This is a genomic window from Paenibacillus sp. J22P90 (assembly GCF_059692195.1).
Genome location: NZ_JCAUAY010000001.1, coordinates 915068 through 938653, shown reverse-complemented (window position 1 = coordinate 938653; position 23586 = coordinate 915068). Strand labels below are relative to the sequence as shown.

The 23586-nt window shown below is 46.6% G+C and carries 20 protein-coding genes; 1 reads left to right on the top strand and 19 read right to left on the bottom strand.

The window, feature by feature from the left end; translation table 11 throughout:
* Nucleotides 1–61 precede the first annotated feature (61 nt).
* The 5 genes from AC58UX_RS03365 to AC58UX_RS03345 all read right to left on the bottom strand — a co-directional run bounded on the left by AC58UX_RS03365 (nucleotide 62) and on the right by AC58UX_RS03345 (nucleotide 3809).
* On the bottom strand, nucleotides 62–406 hold the full coding sequence (locus tag AC58UX_RS03365) for a hypothetical protein (RefSeq protein ID WP_497249675.1): 345 nt from the start codon (nucleotides 404–406) through the stop codon (nucleotides 62–64).
* On the bottom strand, nucleotides 379–1503 hold the full coding sequence (locus AC58UX_RS03360) for a glycoside hydrolase family 88 protein (RefSeq protein WP_497249674.1): 1125 nt from the start codon (nucleotides 1501–1503) through the stop codon (nucleotides 379–381). Before AC58UX_RS03360 ends, AC58UX_RS03365 begins: the two co-directional genes overlap by 28 nt.
* Nucleotides 1504–1710: 207 nt before the next feature.
* Nucleotides 1711–2097, bottom strand: coding sequence for a MerR family transcriptional regulator (locus AC58UX_RS03355; RefSeq protein ID WP_497249673.1), 387 nt, complete (start codon nucleotides 2095–2097; stop codon nucleotides 1711–1713).
* On the bottom strand, nucleotides 2098–3078 hold the full coding sequence (locus AC58UX_RS03350) for an aldo/keto reductase (RefSeq protein WP_497249672.1): 981 nt from the start codon (nucleotides 3076–3078) through the stop codon (nucleotides 2098–2100).
* Between the two features lie 146 nt (nucleotides 3079–3224).
* Nucleotides 3225–3809, bottom strand: coding sequence for a TetR/AcrR family transcriptional regulator (locus AC58UX_RS03345; RefSeq protein WP_497249671.1), 585 nt, complete (start codon nucleotides 3807–3809; stop codon nucleotides 3225–3227).
* 234 nt (nucleotides 3810–4043) lie between these two features.
* Here AC58UX_RS03345 and gdhA point away from each other — a divergent pair, with 234 nt between their 5' ends.
* Nucleotides 4044–5414 carry an NADP-specific glutamate dehydrogenase gene (gdhA, locus tag AC58UX_RS03340; RefSeq protein ID WP_497249670.1) on the top strand — a complete coding sequence of 457 codons (1371 nt, stop codon included), beginning with the start codon at nucleotides 4044–4046 and terminating at the stop codon, nucleotides 5412–5414.
* A 909-nt stretch (nucleotides 5415–6323) separates the two neighbouring features.
* Here the strand turns inward: gdhA and AC58UX_RS03335 are convergent.
* From AC58UX_RS03335 to AC58UX_RS03270, 14 genes are all read right to left on the bottom strand, one after another.
* Nucleotides 6324–7214, bottom strand: coding sequence for a glycoside hydrolase family 43 protein (locus AC58UX_RS03335; protein WP_497250042.1), 891 nt, complete (start codon nucleotides 7212–7214; stop codon nucleotides 6324–6326).
* Nucleotides 7215–7238: 24 nt separating this feature from the next.
* Nucleotides 7239–8894 carry an MGH1-like glycoside hydrolase domain-containing protein gene (locus tag AC58UX_RS03330; RefSeq protein WP_497249669.1) on the bottom strand — a complete coding sequence of 552 codons (1656 nt, stop codon included), beginning with the start codon at nucleotides 8892–8894 and terminating at the stop codon, nucleotides 7239–7241.
* 49 nt (nucleotides 8895–8943) lie between these two features.
* The gene (locus tag AC58UX_RS03325) at nucleotides 8944–9825 is read right to left on the bottom strand and encodes a carbohydrate ABC transporter permease (protein ID WP_497250040.1); all 882 of its coding nucleotides are present in this window, start codon (nucleotides 9823–9825) and stop codon (nucleotides 8944–8946) included.
* A gap of 14 nt (nucleotides 9826–9839) precedes the next feature.
* Nucleotides 9840–10733, bottom strand: a complete 894-nt coding sequence (locus tag AC58UX_RS03320) for an ABC transporter permease (protein ID WP_497249668.1) — start codon at nucleotides 10731–10733, stop codon at nucleotides 9840–9842.
* A gap of 103 nt (nucleotides 10734–10836) precedes the next feature.
* Nucleotides 10837–12501, bottom strand: coding sequence for an extracellular solute-binding protein (locus AC58UX_RS03315; RefSeq protein WP_497249667.1), 1665 nt, complete (start codon nucleotides 12499–12501; stop codon nucleotides 10837–10839).
* A 106-nt stretch (nucleotides 12502–12607) separates the two neighbouring features.
* On the bottom strand, nucleotides 12608–14272 hold the full coding sequence (locus AC58UX_RS03310; RefSeq protein WP_497249666.1) for a response regulator transcription factor: 1665 nt from the start codon (nucleotides 14270–14272) through the stop codon (nucleotides 12608–12610).
* Nucleotides 14273–16009, bottom strand: coding sequence for a sensor histidine kinase (locus AC58UX_RS03305; RefSeq protein WP_497249665.1), 1737 nt, complete (start codon nucleotides 16007–16009; stop codon nucleotides 14273–14275). It lies immediately after the preceding gene.
* 134 nt (nucleotides 16010–16143) lie between these two features.
* Nucleotides 16144–17418: a histidinol dehydrogenase gene (hisD, locus tag AC58UX_RS03300; protein WP_497249664.1), complete on the bottom strand. Its 1275-nt coding sequence runs from the start codon at nucleotides 17416–17418 to the stop codon at nucleotides 16144–16146.
* Between the two features lie 39 nt (nucleotides 17419–17457).
* Nucleotides 17458–18417: an aldo/keto reductase gene (locus AC58UX_RS03295; RefSeq protein ID WP_497249663.1), complete on the bottom strand. Its 960-nt coding sequence runs from the start codon at nucleotides 18415–18417 to the stop codon at nucleotides 17458–17460.
* A 23-nt stretch (nucleotides 18418–18440) separates the two neighbouring features.
* Nucleotides 18441–19232: a phytanoyl-CoA dioxygenase family protein gene (locus AC58UX_RS03290; protein WP_497249662.1), complete on the bottom strand. Its 792-nt coding sequence runs from the start codon at nucleotides 19230–19232 to the stop codon at nucleotides 18441–18443.
* A gap of 2 nt (nucleotides 19233–19234) precedes the next feature.
* Entirely contained in the window at nucleotides 19235–20269 is a 1035-nt protein-coding gene (locus AC58UX_RS03285) for a Gfo/Idh/MocA family protein (protein WP_497249661.1), read from the bottom strand.
* 33 nt (nucleotides 20270–20302) lie between these two features.
* Entirely contained in the window at nucleotides 20303–21133 is an 831-nt protein-coding gene (locus tag AC58UX_RS03280) for a carbohydrate ABC transporter permease (RefSeq protein ID WP_497249660.1), read from the bottom strand.
* Nucleotides 21134–21149: 16 nt separating this feature from the next.
* Nucleotides 21150–22037: a carbohydrate ABC transporter permease gene (locus tag AC58UX_RS03275; protein WP_497249659.1), complete on the bottom strand. Its 888-nt coding sequence runs from the start codon at nucleotides 22035–22037 to the stop codon at nucleotides 21150–21152.
* A 74-nt stretch (nucleotides 22038–22111) separates the two neighbouring features.
* Nucleotides 22112–23551 (bottom strand): extracellular solute-binding protein, encoded by a 1440-nt coding sequence (locus tag AC58UX_RS03270; protein ID WP_497249658.1) that lies wholly within the window; start codon nucleotides 23549–23551, stop codon nucleotides 22112–22114.
* Nucleotides 23552–23586: the final 35 nt, after the last annotated feature.

Sequence of the window (23586 nt, the reverse complement as noted above, 5' to 3'; positions counted from 1 at the left end):
CGCCTCCATCCAGTCTCATCCCAGCAAATAAATATAAGCAGCGTTTAACGAGATCGTTATTTCAAAAAGTCTCATAATTAGCTAACGCTTGCAGCCGCAAATCTCCTATCCAAAGTCTGCGATCACGCTTAGGATCGTCTTCGAAAACAGTTTGCATGCAATCCGCAAGTGTCCGAATGCCAATATGATCCAATTTCTTCAATTCCAAACTCACGTGATCCGGCAAAGGCATTAGCCTAGTGACATCCGCAGAAGTTACAGTCGTACAACTAATCTCCGTAAATGCCACCTTATATTTCGGAGAAGTATCCAGCACCATCACCTTCATATAGCGGAAGCAATATCGTCTAGGCAGTTTGATCACCGCTGGAAGTATATCTACATACCTGCTGCTCCTATTTCCCAAAAAGAGGGATGTCCCTGCAGCTTCGCCAATGCTTCCATGTAATAGTAATCACCGTAGATGAGCGGCTTGTTTATATTTTGATTCATCGGCACGTTGCCAGTCCCTGAGAGCAGGATTGCTTCCTCAGAATCATCTGCGGAATAATGCTGAAATAATGATTCCAAGATCGCACACGCTTGTTCCTTATAAAAAAGTGCCCGATCGCCTACGCATACTTTGGCTAGATCGAGAAGTCCGCTTGCCGCAATCGCTGCGGCACTCGTATCACGCGATGCTGCCTCGAAGGATGGCAGGCGGAAGTCCCAGTACGGCACCTTATCCTCAGGTAAGTGTGAGAGAAAGAAGCCGGCAGCATGCTCCGCTGCTGCTAAGAGATCGGCACGTCCGGTATGGCGGTAGCTGAGCACCGAGCCATAGATCGACCATGCCGACCCCCGTGCCCATGCGGACTCTTCCGCATAGCCTTGGCCGCCGAGCGCACCGGTGCGTTCACCTGTCTCGGGGTCGAAGCAAACGATATGATACGCGGAGCCATCATTGCGAATAAATCGCTTCGCAGCCATTCCTGCGTGCGCCTCTGCGATATGCTTAAAGCGCGGATCGTCGGTTTGTTGCGATGCCCAATAAAGAAGCGGCAAATTCATCATGCAATCGATGATCGCCCATCCGACTCGCTCGGGGCTGTTCCACGCGCGAATGAAGCTTCCTTTAATATTGAAGCGCGCCGCCAAATGGCTGGCAATCTTTAATGCTCGGCGTTTGGACTGCTCGTTGCCTGTGAGGTGCCAGTTGGCTATCGAAGTTAGCGTCCACATGAAGCCCATATCATGGTCAAGCGGCTCATACGCCTCGATTACTTCATCCATCTGTGATTCACAGCTTTCAGCGAGCTCGCGCAATGCTTCATCTTGTTGATCTTGATAAATGAGCCATAATAGTCCTGGCCAGAAGCCAGCCGTCCAGTATTGCGGTTTAGTCAATTGAAATTGTCCCTCTAACGAACCGTGCGGAAATGATGCGCCTACTCGGCGGCTTGTGTTCTTTACTTTGCGGACGCCTTGTTCCCAGGCTGCCGATACCCACTGTTCTGTTGTCATCTACTGTACACTCCCCATCCATTGAATGTTCCTAGCATATCTAGATCAAGCAACTCACTCAATATACATGTTTTCGTAGAGTTAACACGATGGTTCTGAGTGTTGGCTGCAACTAAAAAAAGGCTGCCTACACGGGTGTTAATCCGTGAGGAGCCTTAGCCGACTTTTGTATATTCCGTAATAATGTATATTTCCCAATCCCAATGACTAATCTTGTGGCGCTCTAAGCGTTTTTTCTTTTTCACCAATCGTCTGTTCATACCTGGAAATTTTAGTATCCAGCCGTTCAAACACGTTTTTCATTTCTTCCATTCTAGTCATAAGCTGTTTACGCTGCTCGATCAGGAGTTCTTTTCTGGCTTCTAATGTTTGATCACCCTGCTGGAACAACCCCACATATTCAATCAGCGTTTCAACGGGAAGACCTACGCCTCGCATGCATTTGATAAATTCAACCCACCTGCAGTCTTCTTCCGTATAATCCCGGATGCCGCTCTTATTACGATTCACCCGTGGAATCAATCCGATACGTTCATAATAACGGAGTGTATCCTGTGTTAACTCATACTTGGAACTTACCTCTGCGATCAGCATTTAGACCGCTCCCACAACTCGATGAGGAATATACGACTCTTCAAGTGAGGCAATTTCTTCAGGGGTTAACGTAACGGAAAGAGCTGCAACAGCATCGTTGAGATGAGCTTGTTTCGTAACACCAATAATCGGTGCTGTTACGGATTCTTTCTGAAGCAACCAAGCAAGCGCGATCTGTGCGCGCGGTATACCACGTTGTTCTGAGATGGCTGCAAGCCGATCTACAATCGAACGATCCTTGCTCGCAAAAGCATCATATTTCATCTTCTGAGCTTGATCGGTTTCAGAACGATACGTCGTTTCCGACCAATCACGCGTTAATCTTCCGGAAGCCAATGGGCTGTATGGAATCACGCCAATTTTTTGATCTTTACAAAGCGGCATCATCTCCCGCTCCTCTTCCCGATAGATGAGGTTTAGATGATTCTGCATCGACACAAAGCGAGTCCACCCATTTTTTTCAGCAACATGTAGGGCCTTAAGGAACTGCCAAGCGTACATCGCAGAAGCACCAATGTATCTTGCCTTTCCAGCTTTCACCACATCATGCAGAGCTTCCATCGTTTCTTCGATGGGCGTATTGTAATCCCAGCGGTGGATTTGATAGAGATCGACATAATCTGTTCCCAAGCGCTTGAGACTTTTATCAATCTCGCTCAAAATTGCCTTCCGGGATAAGCCAGCCCCATTCGGTCCATGATGCATTCGAAAATGAACTTTTGTCGCGAGGACAACTTCGTCACGATTCGCATAATCCTTGAGTGCCCGCCCAACAATTTCCTCACTTGTTCCATCTGAATATATATTTGCCGTATCAAAAAAATTAATCCCTAGCTCCAGCGCTTTTTTTATAATAGGACGACTGTTCTCTTCATTTAGTACCCATGGATGTGTCCACCGCTCTGCTACACCAAAGCTCATACAACCGAGGCTAATTCGCGATACGTCCAAACCCGTATTTCCTAGTTTCATATAGTCCATTTGATTGTCTCCTCACTTCTATCAGATAGCGTGCTCATCTTCTATAGTGTACCTCTTGGAGTTAGCTCCAAGTCAAGCGGTGTGCCTAACATTAAATGAAAAAACCTGCATGATCATGCTCATCAGCAGGTCTTGTGCTCCTTTTTTTAGGAAAGGGTTCGTATCAACATAAATTGTTTGGCAAGAAACACCGGCGTATACGGCACATCCTTCCGCAGCCAAGCCACGATGGTACCGATTAAGGCTGAAGAGCCGTACCATATGGCAATGTCTTTTTGAATGCCTAGCGCAGCAAGTGTGGCTTCGTCCCCTTTTCTCTCAACTCTTTCGGTAATCAATTCTGTTAACAGCCTTAATATGCGTTCTGTAAAGACTGGCGTACGTCTCGAAGCAAGTACAACTTTATAAAACTTGGCATGTTCCACAAAGTGTTCAAGCAAGTTTACTAGGTTAGGCCAATCCTCATCTTCTGAGGGATCATGCTTCTCTGTGCTCATATTCAAAATGCGACGAATGTCCTCAATCATGTCATCCGCCATCTTCTCCATCATATCTGGAATGTCTTTATAATGAAGATAAAAGGTAACACGATTAATCGTAGCGCGCTCTGCAATCCGATTCACCGAAATTTTCTCAATATCCATTTCCTGCAGCAGCTCGACAAAAGCATCTTTAAGCAATTGACGAGTTCGAAGGATGCGCGGATCTGTCCGTGTTGTTTTATTTTCCATGTCATATTTCCCTTTACTTTTACATTATATACATCTAGTCATTATTCTACTCATCACTTTGCTCAAAACATGTAAATTATACTACAAGCTGTAAAGTTTATCTATGGACGCTTTGTTTACATAACTAAGTAGCTTACATGACATGTAATTTATAGTTGCCCTATTGGCGCGAATAAGGTAAAACTATACTAATAACTTTTTACTATATTTATAAATGCGAAGGTGGATGACGTTGTGTTAGTTCAAGTAGACAATGAAGTAGCTGCAAAGGAATATGTAGCTGGTATTTACGAAACCGTAGTTAAACGTAATCCGAATGAAACTGAGTTCCATCAAGCAGTCAAAGAAATTATTGAATCCTTAATTCCAGTTCTAGCCAAGCAACCGAAGTACATCAAACATGGTATCCTTGAGCGTCTTGTAGAGCCAGAGCGTTTAATCACTTTCCGTGTCCCATGGGTCGATGACCAAGGAAAAACGCAAGTAAATCGCGGTTTCCGCGTGCAATTCAACAGTGCAATCGGGCCTTACAAAGGCGGTTTGCGTTTCCATCCTTCCGTTAACGCGAGTATCATTAAATTTCTTGGATTTGAGCAAACATTCAAAAACTCCCTAACAGGCCAGTCTATCGGCGGCGGTAAAGGCGGATCTGATTTTGATCCAAAAGGAAAGTCCGATAACGAAATCATGCGTTTCACCCAAAGCTTCATGACAGAACTTTATAAATATATTGGTCAGGATGCTGACGTACCTGCTGGCGATATCGGTGTAGGCGCGCGCGAAATTGGCTATATGTTTGGACAATATAAGAGAATTAGCGGGACTTACGAGGCTGGCGTACTGACAGGCAAAGGGATCATTTACGGCGGAAGCTTAGGACGTACAGAAGCTACTGGGTATGGGTGTGTTTACTTTGTCAATGAGATGCTAAAATCCAAAGGCCTTAGCTTCGAGGGAAGCACCGTCGTCGTTTCCGGATCTGGTAACGTGGCGATCTATTCCATCGAAAAAGCAATCCAGCTAGGCGCCAAGGTTGTGGCTTGCAGCGACTCCAACGGTTACATTTATGACAAAAACGGAATTTCCCTAGAGACTGTTCGTCGCTTGAAGGAAGTTGAGAGAACGCGCATCAGCGAGTACGTTAAGTCTCACCCTACGGCAACTTACCATGAAGGCTGTAACGGCATTTGGTCCATTCCGTGCGATATCGCGCTTCCTAGCGCCACACAGAACGAGATTAATGAGGATGCAGCAAAGCTCCTTGTTAGCAACGGGGTAAAAGCCGTAGGTGAAGGTGCGAACATGCCATCTACCCTAGAAGCGATTGACGTCTTCCTACAAGCTGGCGTACTATTTGGACCGGCTAAGGCAGCAAATGCAGGCGGCGTTGCCGTATCCGCGCTAGAAATGTCCCAAAACAGCATGAGATACTCCTGGCAGTTCCACGAAGTGGACGATAAGCTGCATGCGATTATGAAAAACATTTACAGAAGCGCAGTCCAAGCTGCCGAGGAATATGGCCACCCAGGCAATCTCGTCGTTGGCGCCAACATTGCAGGCTTTACCAAAGTGGCCGACGCGATGATCGCACAAGGTGTTATCTAAGACGATTTGGTTAATAGTTGACATCGCTAGGGAGATATAGTGTCTACGTATGGTTGGTATCCACTACTCATGTAAGTTAGTTTCCAACAATAGTTCGACTATATTCTCTCTAGCGTTCAATTGCTATCATAACTAGTCAAAAATCACGGAATATTTTAACCTCGAATTGTGTTTTCACATTCGAATGTTAACATCAGTAAAAAGCAGAGGATCCCTAAAGGATGCTCTGCTTTTTTTCATGACATGAATGCTTACTTGCTACTGGTCATCCGCTCCCCCACTAACGGACACAGCGGACGTTAATCACGATAGAAATAAGCTTGCGAGGAGCTAACGGACATCACAGACGTTTTTCTGGCTAAAAGACGGTAATATAGACAGATTTCAGTGGAATAACTACCACCTTGTACGTTATCCTAGATAATCTGCAGAATTTAGTCCTATAGCGTATCCTGTGTTCGTCCCTGGAGCTACTCTCCCGCTCCCCAGTTACTCGACTTTTCCGACTATCTCTATCTCCTGCTACTCTCCCAATCCCGAATTATTCGACTTTTTCAACTAACTCCACCTCCGCTACTACTCTCCCCTCTCCCGAATTACCCAGCAGTTCGATATTTCCGAACTAAAGCAAGGATTACTTCTAATAAATGGCCAATAGTCCGATTCTGCCGAACTATATAGCCATTTTTCGTGAGCGAGGGTTGTTTGAGGCGATTTAGTTCGGCTAATTAGGACTATTTAAGATTTATTGTCTTGATCATTGAGATTAGTTCGGCAATTTCGGACTAATAGCCGCATAACGAGTAATCAGCCCCATGTGCGTCAATAGCCTTTGAATGCGCCTCCAGCTCGCACCCCCAATCCCACAAAAAAAGAGCCGCCTCACGGCAGCTCTTCACGCTCAACGCGCTATTCTCCCCGCACCCGCAATTTCCCCGCGATCTCATCGATAGGGAGGAAAAGAGGTCGCTCATTCGGCGTCTGATTCGGCGAGTGGATCGCCAGCATCAACGTTCCATCGAACGCATGGAACAGCATCGCATGTCCTCCGTCACTCTGGAAGAGTGCTTCCTCCTCCTGCACCCACGGACCTAACACGTTCCCGGTGGCAGACTTGGCTACTCCTAGCGCGTACGTGTTATTAATGAAGCTAGCCCATAGCATCAGCAGCTCGCCCTCCGCTGTGCGATACAGGGATGGCCCATCTGTCACATAATTGTCTTGCCCAGGATAACGAGGATGCTGGAAGGATGTCGGCCATTTGGCCTCAGACGCTGTAAACAATACAACTGGCTCCCCGATCGCTTCTTTTAAATCTGCGGTCAATCTCACTGCACAAACCTGACCATCCCGTACCTGCTGCCATTCCCGGCAAAATACGATCCAAGGCAGCCCCTCCTCATCGAGAAACAGGGTACCGTCTAAACAACACCAATCCTTTGGTGTGACAGGTCCGTCACTGTGAGGTGCAAAAGGCCCTAACAGACTATCACTTACCAAAACAGCCGTGCCGAGCAGGTTATTGTCATTCCGGCGGAAGGTCGCGAACATGTAGTAGCGCTCCTCGTACTTGTACACTTCCGGTGCCCAGAAATTGTTCTCGGCATAGAAGTCCGCGTCTGGTCGAAACACCGTATGCGGACCTTCCCACTCTTGCAAGTCTCGTCCAACATAGACGTCAAATCCAGTCCCTTTGCCCCAAATATTCGTGTCCGTGCTGCCAAACAAATAATACAATCCCTCATCATCAACCCGAACAACGAACGGGTCCCGGATTTGCAGATCACTATTTTTTATCATTGCCATACCTAGCTGCCTCCCCCATTACCGATACGTTGGATATATAATGCCAAGCTCGCGCACACTTATAAATTTGCCTTCAAAAAGTTCCACCTGCTCATTCCCCTTCACAACTAGAGGAATCTCTTGACCTTCATACCACACGGTCCCCTCAATGGTCCGAACGCTCATCCCGATGATGGCTTTCAGTACCCCGTTGCGGTCTGTTACCGCTCTAGTGCCAAATGGGATCCGCAAATAAGCCTCGCCATTTCGATACGCAGTACTTCCGTCTCTCGTCGTGACGAATTCAAACGTAACCCCATCAACGATGCGACTGTAGCCCGTTTCTGCAGCCATCACCTCACCGTGATCTTGCGGATACGGGATTAATGAAGTGAACCATAGCTCCCCATCTGGCCTAGGCAAAATTCCACACAGCCGCTCGACGAAGTCAAGCAGGCATAAAATGGCCGGCGAATAGGACTCCGTATAGCCTTCTTTCCCTGTCCACGGACTTACCGTTTGGGCAAACCGAGTCATTTGCGCTAACGCCGTAATGATCGGATTCAGCACCCAAGTCAGTTCCACATAACGATGATGATGCTCGAAGGCATGCGGCGTCCGAATCAAGCTCAAGAAATTCGACGTCCCTGCCCATGAATTGTAGTTGGAGAACGGATCAAACCGCGGATCATCCATAGCGACCGACGTAAACGGATACTTGGCGAAAAACTTACTTGTGTTCAGTAAATATTTACGCAACGAATCTGCGAAGAACTCCGCATCGCCTACCTCACAGGCCAGCACGCGTAATAGAACATCAGACTGGATACGGACAAACTCGTCGTTCCGATCCACATCATAGAAGAAAGCATCCGTTTCATCAAAGCAATGGACAAACAAGCTGTCCAGGGATTGTTCTGCCTTTTCCATCCAAGCCTTCACAGCTACCTTATCCCCTAGCTCCTGCGCCATGCGCGATAAGTAAAGACGCTGACAGTACACATTCGCCGTCAGATCCGGGGCTAAGAAGGGCAAAGTCGGTGAATCAGGATTATATTCCCGTGCATCGTCCAGATGTGCGGAATCCGGCACGTGCCAGAATCGTGGGGACAAGTCATGCCCGGTATCAAACGTGCAAAACGCCTCGACACAGCCCGTGCCACGCGTATCCCGATACGTCGTCAACCACTCGTCATACTCCGTCATCGCATCGTACATTTTGCGTAAAAAATCTTGGTTCCGCCCATTCAACACATAATGATTCCAAACGCTCCGTGCAAGCGGGGTAACCATTTGAATCTGCCGAAAAGCAGGTCCATTCTCTGTCACTTTATAGGGCAGCTGACCGTCTTCCTTCTGGTAATCCGCGAACAATTGAAAGGTGTCCTCTGATACCGTAGGCAAGAAACGCGACAGTAGTTCATTGTTAATGGTCCCTGTGCTTTCCATCCAGCAGCCTAAATAAATGCCTCCCTCTTGAAGCACGGGTGCTTCCCCCACCATAGGTACGATGCAATCGAAAAGCTTGCTAAGCGCAGAGTAATAGGTTTCCTCCAGTCGACCGCCCGTCGAAGTAAACTTAACGCCAGATTGCTGCCACTCTTTCAGCACATCGTGATCTGTTGCTTTTTTCAGCTGACCTACTTGCTCCTCCACAGACATTCCGCGAAGCCGATTTATGATGTTGTCACTCATTGTAAATGCCTCCTCAAAAGAAATGGACTGCCTAAGGCAGCCCCATATGTTAACCTTTCACACTGCCCATCACTAGGCCTTTCATGAAATATTTCTGTAAGAATGGATACACGACCAAAATTGGGAATGCCGCCAGGAATACTTGCGCTGCCTTGAAGGTGCGATCGGATACCTCTGTCATGTAGAGCTCCGTTGATGACACCGTGCTGGAATCTGTATTGACAATCAGCGTTTGTAAGTAACTTTGCAGCGGATAATTCGAAGGCGAACTCATATAAATTAACCCGTCAAACCAGGAATTCCAATGCATAACCACTGTAAATAGCGTGATTGTGGCAATCGCAGGCTTGGATAATGGAATGTACATGGTCCAAAGTACACGCCAATGACTTGCTCCATCGATGTAGGCAGCCTCTTCAATTTCCTTCGGTAAATTACGGAAAAAGTTAAGCAGCAAAATCATATTAAAGACATGAACGGCTCCTGGGAGTACCAAGGCCCATATCGTGTCGAGCATACCGAGTGCTTTGATCGTCATATAGCTAGGAATTAACCCGCCATGGAAGAGCATCGTAATGATAAAAAACCAAGCATACACGTTCCTGCCACGAAGTGCGGACGTTTCTTTAGATAGCGGATACGCGATCAGAATGGTGATCACCATGTTAATCACATAACCTAGCACCACTCTTTGCGCTGAAACAAACATCCCTTGCACAAACTCAGGCTTGGATAAAGCATGCTTATACGAAGAAATGGTGAAATCTACAGGCCAAAGCTTTACGAATCCCCCTGCCGCTGCGCTGCTGGAGCTAAATGATATCGCAAGCACATTAATAAGCGGCAATAGACAAAAGAAGGCCATCAAAGCTAAAAATATATAATTGCTTAACAGAAATATTTTTCTGCTCATCGAAACTTTTTGCACGATTTTTCCCCCTTACCCTAAAATATCCGATAGCCGGTATACCGATTGGCAAGCTTATTCGACGTGGCAATTAAGATGAGAGCAATGACAGACTTAAACAATCCTACCGCTGTCGCAACACCGTATTGTGCATCCACTAAACCGATCCGGTAAACCATCGTATCAATAATGTCTCCTGTGCTGTAGACCATTGGGCTGTATAAATTGAACACCTGATCGAAACCAGCGTTCAACACATTTCCCAAGCTCAGAACAGTCATCAGCGTGACAATAGGGAGCATGCCGGGAATGGTCACATGAAGCGTCTGTTTCCAACGATTCGCGCCGTCCATGACAGCAGCTTCGTACAAACTTTGATCGATCGCCGTCAAAGCAGCAATATACACGATCGTGCTATATCCAAACTCCTTCCAAGCGTCGGAAGCGACGATTGTAAAAGGGAACCAGTTTTCGTTGCCAAGGAAAAAAATAGGCTTAATACCTACAAAGCCAAGCAATTGATTCACAATCCCGCTTGAAGGCGAGAGAATATCAATCAAAATGCCTCCCAAGATAACCCAAGACAAAAAGTAAGGGAAATAAATGATCGTTTGAACGGTCCGTTTAAAGCCAGTGTGTAAGACCTCATTCAATAGCAAGGCAATAATAACAGGAACAATTAAGTGCACAAGGATCTTCATGACCGCGATAAAAACAGTATTCCAGAGCACACTCGTAAAATTGGGCATCTCCAGCATATAGCGGAAATTGTCCAAGCCGACCCATTTGGAATGGAAGATTCCTTTGGATGGGACAAATTTTTGAAACGCAATGACGATCCCTGCGATGGGAACATAGCTAAAAATGAGAGCAAGAATAACACCAGGTAACAACATGAGATGCAAAGGAATTTCCTGCAGCTTTTTATTCATTTTTGTTTTGACTCCTCTCCGTTTGCATTCAAGAATAAAAGGGGAAAGCAGTGTTCGACCGCTTTCCCCTAGGCTCTAATCTCTTTATAAGCTGTCTGCTAACCTATTTACTTTTCGCGTACCACTCGTTAACTTCTTTCGTAATTTGGTCTCCACCAAGCTTTTTCCAGTCCTCAACGAACTTATCGAAGGTATCAATGGATTGTCCCATAATGATTTTCGTAAATACTTCTTCTTCCAATTTTTGCAGGGAGGCGTTTTTCTCAACCATAGCAGGAGTCGCCGCACCGTAGAAAGCATCAAGCAAATAGTTATCGTCTTTCACATATTTACTGATCACATCAAAGCTGCTCGGCGTACCGAATACGCGCTCAGTTCCCCAGTTCGCATTGTTGCCTTTGCGGTAGTCAAGAATTTTATCGTAGTAGCCCTTCTCTTCCGTCGTAAGCTTGGACGGATCGTTGGAAGTAATCGCGCTAAGCGCATTGTTATGTGCGTTTAGGTTTTTGTTCGCAGGCTCTGGATTCATGTAGCTGTAGAAGTAAACTGGAACGTTTGTTTTGCTGAAGCTCATCTCAGGATTAGGCTTCTTGCTCTCGTCATACCCATCCATCGCGTAGTTAAGGAGCTTAATAATCGCTTCTGGATTCTTGCTCTTCTTGCTAACCGCATAATAACGTTGAATTGGCATAATACCGATTGGTGTTGCCTTTTTCTCGTCGATCGATACCAACGGAATCGCTTTCCAATCTGCTTTCGGATCGTTATCAATATTTTTCTGAATGATCGACAGCGGAGCGGACATCGTACCGAAGAAGACGCCTACTTTGCCGCCAACGACGGATTCCGTCACCTTAGCACGATCTTTAACGCCAAATTCCTTATCCATCAAACCCTGCGCATACATATCTTGAAGCTGCTTCAATGCTGTTTTCACTTCTGGCTGAACGCTTCCATAAACGAGGTTTTTACCGGATGCATCCTTCACCCATTTACGTGCATAAGCATGGTAACCGGAGAAGAAGCCCGATGTTCCAAACTGCGTATCGGCAAGGAACGTTTTCGTAAATGCCATCCCGAAGGTGTCATCTTTCCCATTGCCATCCGGATCCTTCTTGGTGAATGCTTCAGCAACCGCAAGAGCTTCCTTCATCGTCTTCGGCTCGGAAAGCCCCAGCTTGGCCAACCAATCTGCGCGAACATACATGAGCGGTAATCCATCAATAGCGGATGCTGTTTGTGGAATAGCCATCAGCTTGCCGCCGATTTTAGCTGTGTTGAAAGCTTTTTGATCCTGCTGCAGGATGCTTTTCGCAATCGGCGATGCATACTTTTCATACAGCTCTGTCAAATCATAAAGCATATCATTTTCTGCCAAATCTGTAAGTTGTTTGTTTTTCAACCACATCAGATCCGGTAAATCTCCCGCGGCAATCGCTACATTGAGCTTTTGATCGAACTGCTCGGTAGGCACAGCCCATTGATATTTCAGGTTGATGCCAAGATCGTTGGCATACGCTTTTGTCCAAATGTTATTTTCAATCGTATCGCCATTCTCGTATTTATAGGTAGATTCGGTGAAGCGCCAAGCTGTAATATCGACAGGTTTTTCGTACTTCGCCATCAAGTTCGCTGCAGGTACGGATGAACTCGCAGGTTTCGTCGTTGATGCGCTGTCTTTCGAACCCTCTGAACTACAAGCCGAGAGCACTAATAGTCCTGCTGCTGAGAGAATAACGGCTGATTTTGCTTTATCTCTTTTTCTCATGTGAACCTCCCCGAAAGTCTGAATGTATTAGAGTTTTGCTATCTCTAATGGTACTTCTCAGCCAACCGGCATTCAATATTCATGTCTTTACATTTGAATCAGTTGTTTACTTGTTGAATATCGAAGTCCGATACTCCAGTGGCGTCATGTGCGCAACCTTGCGGAAATACCTCGTAAAGTTCGTCGCTGTCCCATAACCGACTAATTCGGCGACCTCTTGGATTTTAATATTCGGATTTTCTAATAGTGCTTTCGCTTTGGCCATGCGTGTCGTGGAAATATAGTCAGATAGATTAGTTCCAGTTACCTGTTTAAATAATCGTGATAAATACGATGGATTGAAATAGACCAATTCCGCTAATCTGACGAGCGAGACCTCATCGGGGTTGTGAAGATGATCCTTAATATGCTTCTGTATGAGGAAAATAATCGCATTTGCCCTTCTTTCTTCCTCTTGGTTCTGAAGGTTGAACAGAATTTCCTCTACACGTGCCAGATACTCAAATGCGGACGACCAAGATTCATGCTCGCCTGGCTGCATAAGCTTGTGTAAGCCGATTTGCGTCGCAACCGTCTCTACTAAATTCCAGCGGTTCATATACGATAGGAATACTAACCCGATGGAATAATACAGCTCTTGCGCAGGTACATCATGCATACTGTCAATATCCTTCAGCGAGTCAGCACAAGTGCGCAACGTATGGTTAAATTCCGCTCGCTGCCCGTGCTCCAATTGATCGGCGAGTTGATCCAATTTTGCCTGCCGAATGTGCGACTTCTCACGCTGACTCCCGTCCGATTGCTGAAGCTCTTGCGCAACCATTTGCTTATCTAACAGCAGCATGCCGCTGCCTTGTCCAATCCGATAATTCATCAGCATTGTTAACGTAGCGAATCGCTCCGCAGCTTCTCCCCATGCCACCGTGCTGTCATCTAAGACGAACGAAAGCAGCTCACCGACGGACTCGCGGCAGGCAGCTTGTACCAACTCTAAGTTTCCTTTCACAAACGTCAGGGTTCGATCCCATCCCTCTGTTTCGTTGTTACCCTGAAGCGGCTGAATCAACCAAATAAGGTCCATACGCTCATTAACAGCAGCGACAAAAGAAACATGCGAAGACATATACTGCTCGGCGATGAGCTTAATTTTGTATAGCTGCCGCGACTTCTCGGAATATGTCGTTTTGTTAGATAAGCTATTGATTCTCCCCAGCATGATAAGTACGGGTCGATCCGCGCGAAGCGAAATAGCCAGCTCGTCGAATTGTTCTTGATTAATCTCGCGCACGTCGAGCTGCTCATTCAATATCTGCTTCATATAATCGTTCTGCAGCATCCCCCGCATATCATCTAACTGCTCTTGCGCGATCTTCAGCAATGACTGCGCCTTTAACTCCGTTTCAATCTCAGAGACGGTATGTTCAACCATTTGGATGACCTTCTCATAGCCTTCGGTCTTTAGTAAATAGCTGACCCTTTCGTACTGGATCGCTGAATAAATATAGGAGAATTCATTGTAGCCCGTTAGGAAAATAACCCTGCACTGGGGCCATCTCTCGCGAATTTTCTCCAGCAGCTGTAATCCATCGAGACCTGGCATCCGAATATCTGTGAGCACGATATCAAACCGAGTCCGATCGAATTGCTTGACCGCTTCCATGCCGGAATAAGCTTTGTACACATCCAGCTCCAGCCCAGGAATATTTTGAAGCACCTCATATAACCCGTCTGCAATAATCATCTCATCGTCAACGACAAGAACCCTGTACATTTATACGCCTCCATTCGTTAAATCAATTAAAATGGTTGCCTTTAAGCCGCCCCATTCGCTTCGTTCTACATGTAAACCGCTGGTCTGTCCAAATTTCAACCGAATCCGTTGATGGATATTCAAAACACCAGTCATCTCCAACCCTTCTTGGTCGGTTAATGCGTCTTGGAGCTTCTCGATGCGCGCTTCATCCAGCTCCTCACCGTTATCTTCCACGATCATTTGAATCTCGTTCGCATTCTTCAAAAGTCGAACACGTAAAATGCCTTTGGCAGGCTTCCGCTCCAGTCCATGCTCGAAAGCATTCTCGATGATCGGCTGTAAAATTAACCGCGGCACCATGACATGCCCAATATGCTCTGGCAGCTCATCAAATTCAACCTTCAGTCGATTGGAGAAGCGCATAGCTTGAATTTCCGCATACACTTTGGCATGATTCACTTCTTTCCAGAGCGGTACCTCATCCGAACTATTCCGCGTAACAAACTGGAAATATTCACCCAGCTGATTCGTAAATTGCTCGAGATTCTCATAATCGCCAAGACGGGCCATCGTGCTAAGAATAAAGAGATTATTGTACAGAAAATGCGGATTAATCTGCGACTGCAGCTGCTTCAACTCCGCCTTCTGGGTCAAAATTTGTTGCTTATACACCTGGTCAATCAATGAATTCAAGTTCCCGAGCATCACATTGAACCGTTTATAAATGTACTGAAACTCATCGTTAATCGTATGCTCGATCTGTACATCGAAATCGCCATATTCGATTTTACGGAACGCTTTGACGAGCTTATCCAGCGGTTTGTGAATGTACTTATAGACGTATAGCGAATAGATAACAATAATAATGAGGGCTACGGCTGCTAGTAAGACGAACCAACTTCTATATTTTTGGAGCGGTTGAAACACGGCATTTTCAGGCACATATTTACTTAGCACGGCGCCAAAAAAATGAGAGGATGTGTACACGACAAGATAATGCTTGCCATGGATCACGAGTTTTTGCGCGTTGCCAGCATTTGAACTATTGGTCATATGGGCTGTGATCTCTTTATCAAAAGATGCATCATGACTCGTTGTAATGACAAATTGGGAGCTATTAAAAATCAATCCCTCTTCCTGGGAATTAATCATCAACTTCAAATGCTCTTCAAGCTTATCCTTAGAGAGTTCGATCGCCACGATGAATAATGGTCCTCTTTTGCTGCTAGGTGTAGAGAATGGATAGACTGCGCTTAGAATCATCCTGCCGTTCACGTTCATCACTTGTGAATCCAGCGTCAACGGAATGTTCCTCAAATCTTGAAATTCTTGCTGATTAAAAGCCGAAATCGTCAAAGCGGACACGTTTTTCTGGATCGCAGGGATGTAAGCGTACACATCCTTAATATAGGTGGAGCTGTTTCGAATGGCATTAAGCCGCTGCTGGAGTCTTAGGATACTTTGCATTTTCTCAATTTCATTCAAAGAATCTGGAATCGCTCCTAATGCGTTTAAATTGTCATCGCTTAAGACATCGTACTGCAACGTTTGAATACGTTTGAACTCCTCCTCCAATCCGCTAAAATACCCCGATACTTGCGAGATCATGGATTTGGATATTTCGTCTTGTAACGTTTGAATGCCCCAATTGTAAATAATCATACTGAGGATATAGAGCGGTAAAAGAATGCAAATAAACGAGAGAATCAATCTTCGCAGCGCATTCTTTTTCCACGGATGTCTCGTTAAATTCATAGGAGTCCCCCGAAAGTTAGTTTAGTGACAATACTAACATAAACAGCATGAACATTGAAGTGAATCCAGATAAAGGACAAAAAAAAACATCCCCCAACATAACTTGCCCATTGGAGGATGTTTCTACCTTATATTTAGCTCCCGTAACGTCGCACGCGCAGATCAGCTTGTTCCTTGTGCCCCATGAAATTCTCGATTTCACACAGTCGTGAAACGTACTCACCTACGAGTATACTCGCTTCTTTCGTACATCGTTGATACGTGCACGTTTTCAAAAATTTCCCTGCCCAGAGGCCGCCTGTATACCGAGCCGCACCCTTAGTTGGCAGGGTATGGTTCGTGCCAATCGCTTTGTCCCCATATGCCACATTGGTTTCAGGACCAAGAAATAATGCGCCATAATTGGACATGTTCGCCAGGAAATAGTCCGGATTTTCAGTCAAAACCTCGACATGCTCGAAAGCGAGTTTATCCGCTTCAATCACCGCTTCTTCAATGCTCTCCACCACCATGATGGAACCGTGATCCCGCCAGGCGACACCAGCAATATCTGCGGTTGGAAGAACCTTGAGCTGCTTCTCGATTTCAACCAGCGTCTCTCTGCCCAAAGCCTCGCTCGTTGTAATCAGCACGGCAGGAGACGTCGGCCCGTGCTCAGCCTGGCCGAGCAAGTCGACGGCCACCATTTCCGCATCAGCCGTATGGTCGGCGATAACCAATACTTCCGTCGGGCCGGCAATCAAGTCGATGCCTACTTTTCCGAAAAGCTGGCGCTTCGCCTCTGCCACGTAGGCATTGCCTGGCCCTACAAGCATATCGACGGATTCAATCGTTTCTGTCCCTAGCGCCATAGCGGCCATTGCTTGAATTCCGCCGAGAATGTAAATTTCGTCGGCACCCGCGTAAGCCATCGCACAGATCGTTGCGGCTGGTATTTCTCCTTTGATCGGCGGCGTGCAAGCAATGACTCGTGGAACACCGGCGACTTTTGCCGTCAGGACACTCATATGAGCGGATGCTACCATCGGGTAACGTCCGCCAGGAATGTAACAGCCTACACTGCCAACAGGAATATGTTTATGACCGAGAATAACCCCTGGAAGCGTTTCCACTTCGAGGTCGCGAACGGTTTCTAATTGTTTTTCCGCAAAATAGCGAACTTGCTTCTGCGCGAATCGAATGTCTTCCTTCACACGATCCGGCACGCTGGCCACGATCTCTTGAATTTGAGCTTCACTTAACCGGAAGCTTTCAGGCGACCAGTTATCAAATTTTTGCGAAATCTGGCGAACCGCTTCATCGCCACGGATTTCAACTTCTTGAATGACTTCTTTCACGGTGCGATAAACAGCTTCTTCACTTGCAGCAGATGATGATCGTGCATTCCCTTGTTTCAGATATGTGACCATGATGATCTCCTCATTTATTATATTTGGCCTGCTATGCACTCATTTCCCTTCCCACATTGAAGGCGTAATGACTTGATCAGGTACTTCTGCGAAAACGGCCGCTAGTTCATGCAATGTCTTTTCACTAATAGCAGGCGTTCCTAAAAGTGCAATATTTGCTTTCACTTGCTCCGGCGTTTCAGCACCGAAAACGATACTGGCGATACCAGGCATATGGTGAATATAGGAAAACGCTAATTCAGGTACAGACATCCTTTCCTGCTCGGCATACGTGTGCAACAGGTTAAGCCAGGGCGCTGCGACCTTCAAATTCTCCTTTAATTCTGCAGGTTCCAGAAAGAACAACCCTTGCAGATAAATACTTCTAGCGAACAGCTTCTTACCGGATCTCCTAAGCTGATCAAAGGTCCCGTTCGCGAACATCCGACGATCCATGATATTGATCGGAACCTGGACAATCTCGTAGAAGTCATCCTGGAGCTCCTGCCAATTTGCCGCAAAATCTTGCGCATCAAAGGAGAGCAGCGAAGCCCCCATCGAGCCGATATTCCCCCTCTTCACTTGCTTGCGCAGCAATTCGGTTAATTTTTCACCAAATACCCCCAGCACATTGGGCCGATGCAGCAGGAGGGCGGGAATACAATTCGTCTGTAGTCGTTCCATCGATCTGCTAATCGTAGCTTCAATCTGTTCTTCCAAATTGGCAAGCGTTGTGTCTTGATTCACTGTCAAAATCAGTTTGGTTATGATATGAGCAGATCGGTTTGATTGTTGAAAAAAATGACCCAAAACCTGCTCGGAGTTTCCATACGCACTCGCCGTATCTAGACAGGTAATGCCGCCCTCCAAGGCAGCATCCAAGATGTGCCCTGCCATGGTTTCATCCGGCTGTCCATTGTGATTCGCAATGCCATAGGGCATCCCCAGCTGTACAGTGCCGAGTGTCAAAGATGAGATCGTAGATGTCCACTGCTTGTTGTAGCTTAAAATAGGACTCATCTCGCTTTCTTTGCGTGATTCCATCATTCTCTTTTACGAATACGTTTCGTATAAGGCGGTCGCCCAAAAAGTTCTTCTGGCAGTTCACCCTGTGGATGGTAACCATATTCGTCTTTCCCTTTCATCATAAAGAGTTGAAAATTGGGGTAAGTCTGTGGATCCCATCTCACCGACGTCTTGGAATATCGGATGACAAATCCGATACGCCAGCGATCCGAGGTGTTCGGCCCGGAACCATGAATAAGGGAATCTACGTGCATGGAAATGCCGCCTGCTGGGATAATCATCGAAACCGCGTCCTTTTCGCTGAATGTCCCCTTATCGAGTTCAAAGGACAAAATGGCATCCTCGCCGGCGATTTTATGTTGAATAATGCCTGCCTTATGCGTACCTGGAATCACCTTCATGGCGCCATTCGCTTCATCCACATCCGAGAAAGCTAGCCACACCGTGACCGTGTCGTTGAGCGATGTCGACCAATAATACGAATCCTGATGCCATGGCACCGTTTTGTCGGAATGAGGTGACTTCGTAATAAACTCGCTTGCCGCCAAGTAAAAATCGTTGCCCAATACACCTTCAACGTAGCTAAGAATTTGCGGGTGCGCACAGATGTTAAACAGCCATCGGCTCGTCTTATGCCAGCCCATCATGTCGGATGGATTCTCATCCTTTTGTAAGGAAGCGATAAGCTGCTCATAACCCAATTGCAATTGTTTCGCAGCTTCGCCAGGAAAAATAACAGGAAGACCTAATAAATAGCCATGATCTTCATAAAATTGCTGCTGCTCTGCACTTAATTTGTTCAGTTCCATCATCAATCTCCCTTATTCAAGATCGAATTGACTCGCTCGTACGTACCGCCTCTTGCATAGGACTGGTTCAACGCTTCCGCTACATAAAGCGGGTAAATGCCATCAGCCAATGTACAAATCGGCTCCGCGCCGAATTCCAGAATGTCAACAAGATGAGCGATGGCATTCGCCATGTTGCTCGATTTACCGAGCACACCTTGCTCTGCGCGTTCGAGCACCAGATTCCGCATGCCCGCCTGCAGTGGGTGAGGCTCGGTTCCATAGTATCGGATCTCATCTCCGCCCTGAACCATTTCGATCACGCCGCCTTCCAAGTACAGCACGAGCTCGAAAAGGTTATAATGGCGGTCATCAAAAGCCTCCGCATACCCTGTCACGCTATCGTTTGCTGCTGTAAACAAAAAGGAATACGTCCAATCCTGGGCGGCATCCAAGTTAGTGGGAACACGCTCTACAACTTTTACCTGCTCGATGGATCCTGCCATATAACGCACCATGTCAAATAAATGAGAGCCTGTGTTGTAAATCCCCCGACTGTAACGCAGGTGGATTTTCTTCAGCTTGCCGTAGGTTTCATTCTGGACCGCCGAACGGACTTGCATCGCCCCTTCACTCCATCTGCGCGATAAGTTAACCACGACCGTTCGATCGCTGTGCTGCTGGCATAATGCGAAGATACGCTCCGCTTCCTCGAGCTGGTTCGCAACCGGCTTTTCTAGAAAAACGAGCCTGGCTTTGGACTGCTCCAATACGGCTTGAAGCAGCTCGCACCTTACAGTCGGCGGCGTACAAATGCTGATAATATCCAGCTGATGACTTCTCAGCATCATAGACAATTCTTGGTCTCCGTAGAATTTGGCCTCCGGCGCAATCATGGCCAGCTGATCCGCCTGCTCTTGCCGTCTTCCGACTGCTGCAACCAACTCCACCTCCGGCTGCAAGTGGTACGCCATGGTATGGCTGCTTACTCTTCCTTTATTGGGAATATCAAAGGTTAGGCCGATCTTGCCAAGTCCGATTATGGCAGCGTGATACATGGAGTTCCCTTCTTTCATCGCTCTTCCGAAGAATCATCCCTTCAATGCGCCTAACGTAATCCCATCCGTAAAATATTTCTGGAAATATAGAAAAATGACCAGCACGGGAAGCGTGGCGAACATCGCACCAGCCATGGCGAGTCCATAGTTTGTTTCCAGCTCCGATATTTTTTGGGCAACTTTAATACCAACAGGCAAGGTGAACATCTTCTCCCCGCTCAACACGATAACTTGCCACACATAGTCATTCCAAGTGTTTACAAATGTAAATATTGCTAATACGCCGAGCCCAGGCTTGGCAAGCGGCAGGATGATGCGTTGGAACGTTTGCCATTCTCCGCAGCCGTCGATTTTCGAAGCTTCCACTAGTTCCCCTGGAAGTGTGGACATGAATTGCTTCAACAGAAATACACCGAAAGGCCACCCCACCACGGGCAGGAGCACTCCCCATTTTGAATTCGTGAGTCCTATCTCATTTAATAGCTGAAATAGCGGTATGAAGAGTACCGTATGCGGGATCGTCATGGCAGCAATCATCAAAGAGAATAGCCATTTCGAGCCTTTGAATGGAATTTTGGCTAATGCATAGGCGGACAAAGAGCTGACCACAACGACAAGCAGCGTGGCAATTAAGGAGATAAACATGCTGTTATAAAACCAGGCGAACACAGGGCTATTTTTCATCAAAGACGTATAATTGTGAAATGAAGGGTGAAGCGGTATCCATTCCGGTGGGATTTGCAGGGCAACCTTCAGGTTCTTGAGTGATCCGCTAACCATCCAATAGAAGGGCCAGAGGAAGAACAAGGTTAATACCCAAAGAAATAGATGCCCTCCCCATAGCGGTGACTTTTTATTCGGCATCCTCTGCCCACCTTCCTTAAAATTCGTGATCTGATTTCAGAAATTTGAACTGAATGAATGCAATTAAGCTAATGATGACACACAGAACAAGCCCCATCGCATTAGCAATCCCAAAATTCATGTTCACGAACGCCTGCTGATAAATGAGCATCATGATCGTTGTTGTCCGATAAGCAGGTCCGCCGCCGGTCATAATCATAATGATGGCGAACACTTGAAAGGCGCCGATCGTCCCCGTAACCACGACATATAGCAATGTCGGCTTTAACATAGGCAGTGTGATGCGATAAAACATTTTCCACGGCTTTGCGCCATCCAGCGCCGCAGACTCGTAAAAATCCTTCGGAATCCCTCCTAAAGCCGCTGAAAAAACAACGACCGCAGAACCGACGGAAATGGTTAGCACAATGACGGACAAGGCGAGCGTAGCTGAGTTTACCCCCAACCAATTAATCGATTTCAGTCCAACGAGATCAAGCAAATAATTGCCTAAACCGAATTGTCCGTTATAAATGTATTGCCAAACTAATGTCAGGGAGACAATGGAAGTCACGCCTGGGATATAAAAGGCTGCTTTGAAAAAGGATTGCATCTTTTTCGGATATGTATGAATCGTTACCGCGATCATTAAGGCAATCACCGTGATCGATGGCACGAGGTACAACACAAACTCCAATGTGTTGCGAATCGACTTCCAGAACAGCGGGTCCGTGAAAATGGTGTGATAATTATCAAGGCCCGACCAATAATATTTCGTATAATCGAAGCCATAGAAACTGCTCTTAATCGCTTTGAGAATCGGATACACAACGAACAGCAGAAAAAACAGCAACATGGGCAGGACGAATAGCCAACCGCTGATTTCTCTACGCAAACGGATGCTGCTGATTTTACCGTGTTTCATTGGTTTCTCCTTCCTTTCACCTTACTAGATGAATAACGGCAGGAGGGCATCGCCATCCTGCCGCTTAATAATGCTTACTTATTATATTTGGCTATCGTGTCATTAAACTTCTTGGAAATCGTATCGATCGTTTGTTTTGGCGTCGACATGCCGATGAACAACTTTTGAATTTCTGGGAACATTGCCGCTCTCATCTCCGGATAGCCTTTAATTCCCCAGCCTGGATCGATAACCGGCCATTCCTTTGTCTTCGTCGCGAGCTTCGCGAGGAATTGAAGCTCAGGATCGCTCTCGGTCCATGCAGGTGCTTTGCCCAGCGGATTGAACGATTTCATCGCCGTTTGGAAAATTGTGTTATCCTTCATGGTCCAGTAGAGGAATTTCTTGGCCCATTCTTCCTTGACCGCATCCGAGTTTTTGAACACAACACCGAAGCCTACTTCCGATTTTAACGCTGCTTTGCCAGCTGTCGTCGATGGGAAGTTCACGTACATGTACTCATTTGGACCGCTAACGCTGCCGTCCTTCAAACCGTTCTTAATAATGTCGGAGTGCGCGGCTGATGCAACGACCATCCCGTTCTTACGCTGCTTCCAGTAATCCAGTGCATTCGTGGAGGTTAGCGTCTCCGGATGCGGAGTTACAAGCCCCTCATCCACCAATGATTTGAAGAAGCCTAATGCCTGTTCCGTTTCCGGGCTGTCTCCTGCGGTATATTTCGTGTAATCCGCGTTGAACAATTTGGCCCCATAGCCGGAAATGATATTGTTATAAATTTGATCCCCTTGTTCGTTCAATGCGAAGAGCGTAAGTCCGTATACGCCTTTTTCTTTATTAGCCACTGCTTTTAAGGCTGCTTTAAATTGATCGGGAGTCCATGTGCGGAATTCATCCTGAGGAAGTAACTTCTCCGCTCCTGCTTCTTTCCATAACGCTTTGTTCAGAATCAAACCAAGCTGTGTCGAATAATAAGGCATCGTTACGACAGTACCGCCTACCGAAACCATTTTCATCATATCCGCACTCTTCTTCACTTGAGCCAGATCTTCCGGTGGAATTATATCCTCTAGCGAGGCCAATGCTCCCATTTGCCCATACGCCAACGTGCGCCCTGGGTAATCGAGAAAGACGTTTGGTGCCGACTTGGAAGCAATCGCTGTTGTCACCTTCTCATTAATCCCATCAAATGGAATGAGCTCAATGTTGACCTTGACATTCGGATGGAGTTTGTTCCATTCCGGCAGCAAATCCTCTTTAAACCAATCTCCCGCTTTTTGACCTGGTTTGTAGGTGCCGTTCGGAGCCGCCCATACTGTAAGCTCGATCTTTGGATCTTCCTTCGGCGCTTGTGAGGCTGCTGTAGTCGGACTAGAGCTGCCCGCAGGCGCAGCGCTGGCCGTCGGCTTACTGGTGGCGCTGTCTGAACTACAACCTACCGTTGTTGCCATCAATAGCGATACACCTGCTGCCACAAAGAGTGCTTTAAATGAACGATTTTTCCTGTTATGGATCATGCACTTCTTCCTCCCTTTTCCTAAATGTTTAAAAC